Below are 8,122 nucleotides of genomic sequence, written 5' to 3' on the forward strand. Positions count from 1 at the left end.
GGGCAAAAGTACGCACGCCGGACCCAGGCGCCAAACAAAAGTCACTAAAAAAGCGAGTACCCTAAGTGCTCGCTTTTTTAGTGCTTGAGACTGAGCTACTAGCTGCGCAGCTGTTTGAGTTGCTTTTTGAGCTTGGCCACGCGGGCGTTGGTCTCGCTCATGCGGCCCTGGTACTCCTGGCGCAACTGGTCGGCATTCTTAGAGCGGCCAAAGAAGTCCAAGTTGGTTTGCAGCGTCGCCACATCGTTCTCCAGTTCCTGAATCTCGCGGCGCAGGCTGGTTTCCTTGCGCGTAAATGCCTGTTGGGCCTGTGGGCGTGCCTTGAGGCGGGCTATTTCCAATTGGAAAAGCAAGTCCTCGCGCTCGGTTGGCGTGATGCCAGCCGTTTGGTCGAGGTACTTACCCATGAGCGTAAGGAACTGCTCCTCGCCCCGGTCGGAAGTGCCTGCGCCGGGCTGGTCGCCGGTGGCATCAAGCGTTTGCCAGTCAGCCGCCAAAGCCCGGAAGCCTTCTAGGCTACCCGGCTCGGAAGGCGACAATGCCGCTACCTGCTGCGCTATCTTGTCTAAGCGGGCTACCTGCTCGGCGCTGGCGGCCGATTGGCGCTCCTCGCGCTGGCGGGTTTCGTGCTTGGGGCGGTCAAATACACCGTCGCAGGCGGCCCGGAAGCGCTTCCAGATTTTGTCGGCCTGCTTTTCGGGCACCCGGCCAATATCCTTCCACTCCTTCTGCACCCGCACTATCACGCTGCGCGCTTCCTCAAAGTCGGGGTTTTGCTGCGCAGCTTCAGCCTGCTCAATGAGCGCGTACTTAGCTTGCAGGTTGGTATTCTTTTCCGAGTCGAGGCTCTTGAAGAAGTCGTTTTTGTGGTTGAAGAACGACTTGTAGGCGTTCCAGTACTGCTTATTGAGCTGGTCGGCCTGGGCACGGGGTACGGGGCCGGCGGCTTCCCATTCCTTCTTAATCTCCTGCAACTCGTCGGTGCGTGAGCGCCACTCATTCACGCGCTCGGTCGAGAAATCGGCGAAGGGCAGCACGCGGGCCAGTAGGGCCTGCTTCACGGTCAGGTTTTCTTTTTCCTGGGCCGAGCGCACATCCACAAATTCCTTGCGGCGCAGATGAATGGCCTCGGAGGCCGCCAAAAAGCGCTGCCACAGCGGCTCGCGCTGCTCGCCGGGTACCGGCCCAATGTGCTTCCACTCGTCGTGCAGCTTCTTTAGCTCATCCAGGGCTTTGTTGATGCCGGGGGCATCTTTCAGAGCTTCGGCGCGGGCAATGAGGGCTTCCTTGGCCTCCTGGTTGCGGCGGCGGTCCAGCTCCTTTAGCTCATAGAAGCGGCCTTGGTTGGCGTAGTAGCGGTCGAGCAGTCCGTGGTAGGTATTCCAGGTTTCCTGGCTATCGGTCTGGGGTACGGGGCCGGTGGCCTTCCAGTCGGCTTGCAACTGTTTTAGCTTTTGCGAGCTGTCTTTGGTTTCGGCGCTTTCTACCAGTTGGCGCAGTTGGCCGAGCAACTCCTGCTTGCGGGCCAGGTTTTGGGCTCGGCTTTGGTCTTCGGCCTTGGCATCGCGGGCGCGGCCCTCGCGGAAGTCCTGCAGGGCTTTATTGAGCTCGACTTGGCTGGCCGGGGGCTGGAAGCTGAACTCCTGGGGCGCGTTGGCGTCTTCGGCCAGCTTCTGGCGCGAGGCGGCGCGGGCGGCGGCCACGTTGGTTTCGTACTGGCGGTTAAGCTCAAAAATCTGCTGGCGGTTGCGGCGCGCGTCGGGGCGGCGCAACAGGCTCACTAGATAAGCGGCCTGACTTTCGAGGTCGAGCTCGGCAAAGTCGGGCGCTGGCGTTTCGGGCACGTAGTGGTCAGCTTCCTCCCCCGTAGCTTCTTCCGAGTGCTCGGCTTCGGCTGCGATGTGCGCTACTTCGGCTTGGTGCGCTTCGGCGGCCGACTCCGTGGCCGAGGTGGGCAGGGTAGCTACCTCGTCGGGCGTATTGTCGATGTCCTCGGCGCGAGCCAGCGCATGCACGGGGGCCGCCTCATCGGTGGGGGAGGCCTGCTCACCGTTTGCAGCAGCTTCGGGGGCCTGCAGGGCGTCGGTGGGGGTAGGGGCGTTCACGGGGGCCGGGGCGGGCACGCCGGTGGCATCGCTTAGGCCCGGCTCCGAGAGCAGCGGGTCGGCTTCGGTTTGAGTGGCCCCACCCCCGGGGGGTACGGCGGCTTCGGCGGGCGTGTCGCTCAGGGCCGGAGCTGCCGGGCTGGCCGCGGCGTCGGGCGTGTTAGGAACAGCCGGTACTTCGCCCTGCTTGGACCGAATTTCGGCCAAGCGGGCTTCTAGGATGCTCATGCGGTCGGCAGGCGTGCCCTCGGTGGGCGTCGACGGAGCGGGGGTAGGGGTTTCTTCGGGTAGCATAATCAAAAACAAAAGCCGGCTCCCGGCACCGGGCCGGAACGTGAAAAGCAAGGGGCCGAAGCCGGACGCAGGGCAGAAATCGAAAAAAATTAATTGAGGCGGGGGTCGAGCGGGTAGTTGGACAGCGCCCGGAAGCGACCGCCTTTTTCGCGCAAGATGCCCTGCCAGAACGCATCAGACTCCAAAGTAAATACTTTCCCGGCACTAGCGGGCTGCCGAATCCAGGAGCCACGCTCGATTTCGTCTTCTAGCTGGCCTGCCGACCACCCTGAATAACCCACAAACAAGCGGACACTGCTGGGAAGGATAGCGCCGCTGTTTATCAAGCCTATAAGTACGTCAAAATCGCCGGACCAATACACCTCCTGGCCCAGGGGCTGAGCGCCGGGTAGGTCGGCTTGCTGATGCAAAAAATGCAGGGTGTCAGGCTGTACGGGCCCGCCCATGTGCAACGGCAGGGCGGCGGCGGGGCTGGCTTCGCCCCCGGGCAGGTCGAGCACTTGCCCTAGGGTGGCTGGCGTGGGGCGGGTGAGCACCAGCCCGAATGCGCCTTCGTCGGGGTGGTGGCGGCAGAGTACTACCACGCTGCGCTCAAAGTTGGGGTCGCCCAGGAAGGGCTGCGAAATAAGAAGGGTACCGGGCTTCATGGGCAAAGGAACCAACGTGACGGAAGTAAGCTACGCAAAATGCAGCCCCTAGGGTGTGATAAGCCGCTCGCGGCCCGAAAGGGTTCCGGGCCGGGGCGCCGGGGGCCACGTACCCGGCCGCTACCTTTGCCCGCGCCTGGCCCACCGGCCCAGGGCTCTGTTTAGCTGTTTTTCGTACCCCATGACGTTTCTTGCTTCCGCGACCCCGGTGGTGGCTGGTGGCCAGCCTACGGGTTGGCGCTGGCTGCTGGCCGCCGGCCTGCTTCAACTGCTGCTGGTTGGCCGCACCTTTGCTCGTCTGCTGCTGCACCCCGGCCAATACTTAGTAGTAGATTACTACGATGGCATCCGCAGCTATTACTCGCTAGCCACTTTTCTGCGGCAGCCGCTCAGCCAAGGACTTATCGACCACGGTATCAACTATCCCTTCGGCGAGTACATCTTTTACACCGACATTGCCCCGGGCTTCAGCATTCCGCTGCACTGGCTAGTGCGGGCGGTGCCAGCGCTGGCGCCCTACGGGCTGTACCTGTTCGACGTATTTATCTTGTCGGGCATGGTGCTAGGCACGCTGTTGCTGCTAAGCATCTTGCGGCGTCTGGGGGTGCCGGGCTGGGTGGCCCTGCTGCTGAGCCTGGCGCTGCCCTGGCTGGGGCCGCAGGCCGTGCGTCTGGGGGTGGGGCACCTGGCTCTGTCATATACACCAGCCGTGTTAGGGCCCTTGTGGCTGCTGCAGGGGTTGTACGGGGCTTGGCGGGCGGGCCGCCCGCTGGCGCGCTGGTGGCTGGCCCTGGGCTTGGGGCTGATAGCGGCGAGCTGGATACACTTCTACTACCTAGGCGTAATGGGTATGTGGACGGGCCTGTTTCTACTGCTGTGGATAGGCCGCGAAGCCCGCGCGGGTCGACCCTGGCGTCGGCTGGCCGGCTGGGGCGCCACCGTGCTGGCGGCCACGCTGGTGTTCACGTTCGGACTGCTGCAGGTGCTGGATGCCCGTAGCGGCGAACGCCCCGTTGGCAGCGACGGCTACGACTGGATAGAGTGGAAATTTCAGTTTACCAGTCTCTTTAAAAGCTACGGTTACAACAAAATAAAATTTTTGCTGGAGCGCACGGCCAACGTGCCCTACGAGTCCAGTTCCTATCTAGGCGCCTTTGTGCTCTATGGCTTGGTGGCAGTGGGCGTGCTGGCTGCTGTGCGCTGGTGGCAGCAGCGGCCGCAGGCGGCAGGCCAATCTCCAGCCGCGACTAGCCCAGCGCTGCTGCCGGAGTTGCCCGCCCCTGGCCACCCAACCCGCGATTTTCTGGGGTTGCTGCTGCTGGCCACGCTGCCCGTGCTGCTGGTGGCGCTGGGCGAGGAGATTCACCTCGACAATGACAGCTACGTGCTCAATAACTACCTCAACCCCTTTCTGTGGCTACACAAGGTGACGGTGCGCGTTACGCAGTTTCGGGCTCTAGGGCGTTTCGTGTGGCCGTTTTGGTGGGCGCTGGTGCTGGGTTTTGCTTGGTATGCGGGCCTGGCGTGGCAGCAGGCGGGGGCACTACGCCGCCGGGGCTTGCAGGTGCTGTGGGTGGTACTGGTGGGCCTGGCTGTGGTCGATATGGTGCACGCCACTAAGTTCTACCGCAACGAGTTTACGCGGGTAAACCTGCTGCGCGAGCCGGCCACAACCGCCGTGCGCGAGCTGGTGGGCTGGCCCGAGCCTGGCCGCTACCAAGCGCTGCTGCCCCTGCCTTACTGGCACCAGGGTACCAAGGTCGATGACCTGCCCTACCTAGGAGTGGACCCCGACGACCCGCACTGCAATACCGGCTACCAGCTGGGCCTGGTCACGGGCCTACCCCTGATGTCAAACAAAGCCGGCCGCACACCCGGCTACCAAGCAGTCGAGCTGCAGTCGATGTTTCGCCCCGGGGGCCCCAGCCCGGCCCTGCTGGCTCGCCTCGATAAGCGCCCCATCCTAGTATTTCTGGATACGGCGTACTACGACGGCCGCAACAATTTTTACCGCGAGCAACTTACACGACTTCCTGAAGTGCTTGCGCTGTTTGAGCGCGCACCCAGCTTTATTCGCGAGCAGCACATGCGCCGCCTGCGTCACCAGGGCTCTTGGTCGCTCTACGAATGGCAGCCCAAGCCCTAGGGCGCCCGTAATGAACCTGCCCGTTATACTACTTCCTATCCTAGCTACCTAGTCTTCATTCATGACCGACGCCGAACTCGCCGACCTGCGCCAAACCTACGCCCAGCGTACCTTGCTCGAAACCGACGTGCTGCCCGATGCCGTGCGCCAGTTTCGGCAGTGGCTCGACGAGGCCGTGGCCGCCCAGCTGCCCGAGCCCGCTGCCCTCACCCTGGCCACCGTAGACACGGCCACCGGTCAGCCTAGCACCCGGGTGCTGCTGCTCAAGGGCCTGCCCGACGATGCTGGGTTTCTGTTTTACTCTAACTACGACTCGCGCAAGGGTCACGAGCTAGCCGCCCAGCCGCTGGCCGCGCTCAACTTCTTCTGGCCCGGCCTCGAGCGCCAGGTGCGGGTGGAGGGCCGGGTCGAGAAAGCCCCCGAAGACGTATCGACGGCCTATTTCCAGAGCCGGCCGCGCAGCAGCCAGGTGGGCGCCTGGGCCTCGCCCCAGAGCCAGCCCATCGAAGGCCGCGAGGCGCTCGAAAGCCGTGAGCACGATATAGAAGCGCGTTTTGCCGACCAAAACCCGTTGCCGCGCCCGCCGCACTGGGGTGGCTACGTGCTGCGCCCCACACGAATTGAGTTCTGGCAGGGCCGCCCCAGCCGCCTGCACGACCGCCTGGTGTACGAGCGCGAAGGCGAAAGCTGGAAAATCAGCCGTCTGGCTCCTTAGTCATTTAACAGTTATCAATTAACATTTAACAGGCTAACCAAGAGGCTTCTATGGTTATGCTAATAGGTGTTGTTGAATACAATTGAGAAGCTGTTAACTGTTAATTGCTAATTGTTAAATGAAACGTGGCTGAAATTCAACCCGTGCGCGGCTGGCGCTACAGCCCAGCCCTGAGCACTGACATCGACGCGGTGGTGTCGCCACTCTTCGATGTGGTGAGTGTGCGCCAGCGCGAAGCGCTCTATCAACATCCGCTCAATAGTATTCACCTCTCGGTGCCGCGGGCCGAAGGCGAGCTGTCGCCGCCCGCAGCGGCTGCGCAGCGGCTGGCCCGCTGGCAGGCCGAAGGCGTGCTGCGGCAGGATGGGCTGCCGGGCATCTACGTGTACTACCAGTACTTTCGGCTGCCGGGCGAGGCCCGTGAGCGCTGCCGCAAGGGCTTTATGGCCCACATCCGGGCCTACGACTGGCAGGAGGGCGTGGTGTTGCGCCACGAAAACACGCTGCCCGCGGCTGTCAACGACCGAGCCGAGCTGCTGGCCGCCCTGCAGTTTCAATCCAGTGCTACCCACGGCCTGTATCGCGACGAGCACTTTGAGCTGGAAGCGCTGATGGATGAAGCCATCCAAGACCCACTCTGCCAGACCGAGGAAGACTACCAGGGGGCCCGCGATGTGCTGGCCGTGATTCAGGACGCCGCCGCCATCCGGCGCTTTCAGCAGGTGCTGGCTGGCCGGCAGGTTATCTTGGCCGATGGGCACCACCGCTACGAAGGTTCCTTGGCCTACCGCCAGGCCCGCGAGCTAGCCGCTGGGCCCGGCGGCTACAGTGGCCGCGAGCCGTGGAACTACCACCTCATGTACCTCACCAACGCCGCCAGCGACGACCTGCGCATCTTGCCCACGCACCGGGTGCTGCGCGAGCTGCCCGGCCAGTTCAGCGACGAAGAGCTGCTGACCCGGCTAGGGGCCTACTTCACAGTGCTGCCCCAGGCCGAGGCCCAGGACCTGCCCGACGTGATTGCCGGCCGCCGGTGGGCCTTCGGGCTCTACCTAGGGGGCGGGGCGGCCTACAAGCTGCGCCTGCGCCCCGAGGTGCACGCCGAGCTGAGTTGGGATACGACGCCCGAGGTGAAGGACCTAGACCTGACCGTGCTGCACTTCTTCGTGCTCGAAAAAGTGCTGGGCATCGTGGGCCCCGACGTTCAGCGCGCCTGGCCGGGCGTGGCCTACGTGCGTGGCCTGGCCGAGTGCCTGCAGCAGGTAGATAGGGGCGAGGCCCGCGCCGCTTTTCTCACCAATGAGGTCACCATGGCTCAGGTCGAGGCCGTGTGCTACTCGGGCGCCGTAATGCCGGCTAAGTCTACTTTTTTCTATCCTAAGACGCTCGCCGGGTTACTCTTTACCAGCCTGGAAGACGGAGCGAATAACTCGGTATTTGACCGGTATTTTCAGGTAAGTGCCAACAAGATAGAAGTAGAAATGTAGCTGGTCTTGGCCGCACTGCTCATTGTTCACTATTACTTATTCATTGCCTTTGAACCTGATTCTTGCCTCCGGCTCGCCGCGCCGCCGCCAGCTGCTCACCGACCTCGGGCTGACGTATGAAATCCGCCTGCGCGAGGTCGACGAAAGCTTTCCCGAGCACCTGCGCCGGGCCGAAATAGCCGAGTACCTGGCCCGCCACAAGGCCGAGGCCTACCGCGCCGACCTAGGGGCCGACGAGGTATTGCTCACGGCCGATACCATTGTGTGCCTCGGTGACGATGTACTGAACAAGCCTGCCGATGCGGCCGAGGCCCGCCTCATGCTGGCCCGCCTTCAGGGCCGCGCCCACCAGGTGTACACCGGCGTGTGCCTGCTGCCCGGCGACGGCCGCGAGCCCGTCGTATTTGCCGACGAAACCACCGTGCATTTCCGGGCCTTGAGCGAAGCAGAAATTGCGTTTTACGTAGCCAATTACCACCCTTTCGACAAAGCCGGCGCCTACGGTGCCCAAGACTGGCTGGGCCTGGTCGGCATCGACCGTCTCGAAGGCTCCTACTTCAATGTGATGGGCTTGCCCACGCACCGCGTGTGGGCCGCGTTGCAGGCATTTTTAAATTAGAAAGGAGGAATAAAGCAAAAAGTAGCTCTTCCGAAGTAATAATTAAAAAACGCGAACAGGCCCCGTGGTCATCATGCTCCTGCAAGCGCAGCATGATGACCACGGGGCC

General features: G+C 63.0%; 6 protein-coding genes. 4 read left to right on the top strand and 2 right to left on the bottom strand.

Annotated elements, in window-relative coordinates; genetic code table 11:
- Positions 1-98: 98 nt before the first annotated feature.
- Both JAO77_RS23610 and JAO77_RS23615 read right to left on the bottom strand, forming a co-directional pair.
- Entirely contained in the window at positions 99-2,399 is a 2,301-nt protein-coding gene (locus JAO77_RS23610) for a DUF349 domain-containing protein (protein ID WP_198993011.1), read from the bottom strand.
- 89 nt (positions 2,400-2,488) lie between these two features.
- The gene (locus tag JAO77_RS23615) at positions 2,489-3,046 is read right to left on the bottom strand and encodes a YqgE/AlgH family protein (RefSeq protein WP_198993012.1); all 558 of its coding nucleotides are present in this window, start codon (positions 3,044-3,046) and stop codon (positions 2,489-2,491) included.
- A gap of 181 nt (positions 3,047-3,227) precedes the next feature.
- Between JAO77_RS23615 and JAO77_RS23620 the strand changes: the two genes are divergently transcribed.
- From JAO77_RS23620 to JAO77_RS23635, 4 genes are all read left to right on the top strand, one after another.
- Complete coding sequence (locus JAO77_RS23620) at positions 3,228-5,192, top strand: DUF6311 domain-containing protein (RefSeq protein ID WP_198993013.1); 1,965 nt, start codon at positions 3,228-3,230, stop codon at positions 5,190-5,192.
- 61 nt (positions 5,193-5,253) lie between these two features.
- On the top strand, positions 5,254-5,907 hold the full coding sequence (pdxH, locus tag JAO77_RS23625; protein WP_198993014.1) for a pyridoxamine 5'-phosphate oxidase: 654 nt from the start codon (positions 5,254-5,256) through the stop codon (positions 5,905-5,907).
- Between the two features lie 125 nt (positions 5,908-6,032).
- Positions 6,033-7,394, top strand: a complete 1,362-nt coding sequence (locus JAO77_RS23630; protein WP_198993015.1) for a DUF1015 domain-containing protein — start codon at positions 6,033-6,035, stop codon at positions 7,392-7,394.
- 49 nt (positions 7,395-7,443) lie between these two features.
- Positions 7,444-8,013, top strand: a complete 570-nt coding sequence (locus tag JAO77_RS23635) for a Maf family nucleotide pyrophosphatase (protein WP_235998584.1) — start codon at positions 7,444-7,446, stop codon at positions 8,011-8,013.
- The last annotated feature ends 109 nt before the right edge of the window (positions 8,014-8,122 follow it).

It is taken from the genome of Hymenobacter sp. BT559 (genome assembly GCF_016427535.1).
GTDB lineage: Bacteria > Bacteroidota > Bacteroidia > Cytophagales > Hymenobacteraceae > Hymenobacter.

Excerpts from the sequence above, each read along its gene's own strand:
- JAO77_RS23610 (WP_198993011.1), bottom strand. The coding sequence starts at position 2,399 with ATGCTACCCGAAGAAACCCCTACCCCCGCTCCGTCGACGCCCACCGAG.
- JAO77_RS23615 (WP_198993012.1), bottom strand. The coding sequence starts at position 3,046 with ATGAAGCCCGGTACCCTTCTTATTTCGCAGCCCTTCCTGGGCGACCCC.
- JAO77_RS23620 (WP_198993013.1), top strand. The coding sequence starts at position 3,228 with ATGACGTTTCTTGCTTCCGCGACCCCGGTGGTGGCTGGTGGCCAGCCT.
- pdxH (WP_198993014.1), top strand. The coding sequence starts at position 5,254 with ATGACCGACGCCGAACTCGCCGACCTGCGCCAAACCTACGCCCAGCGT.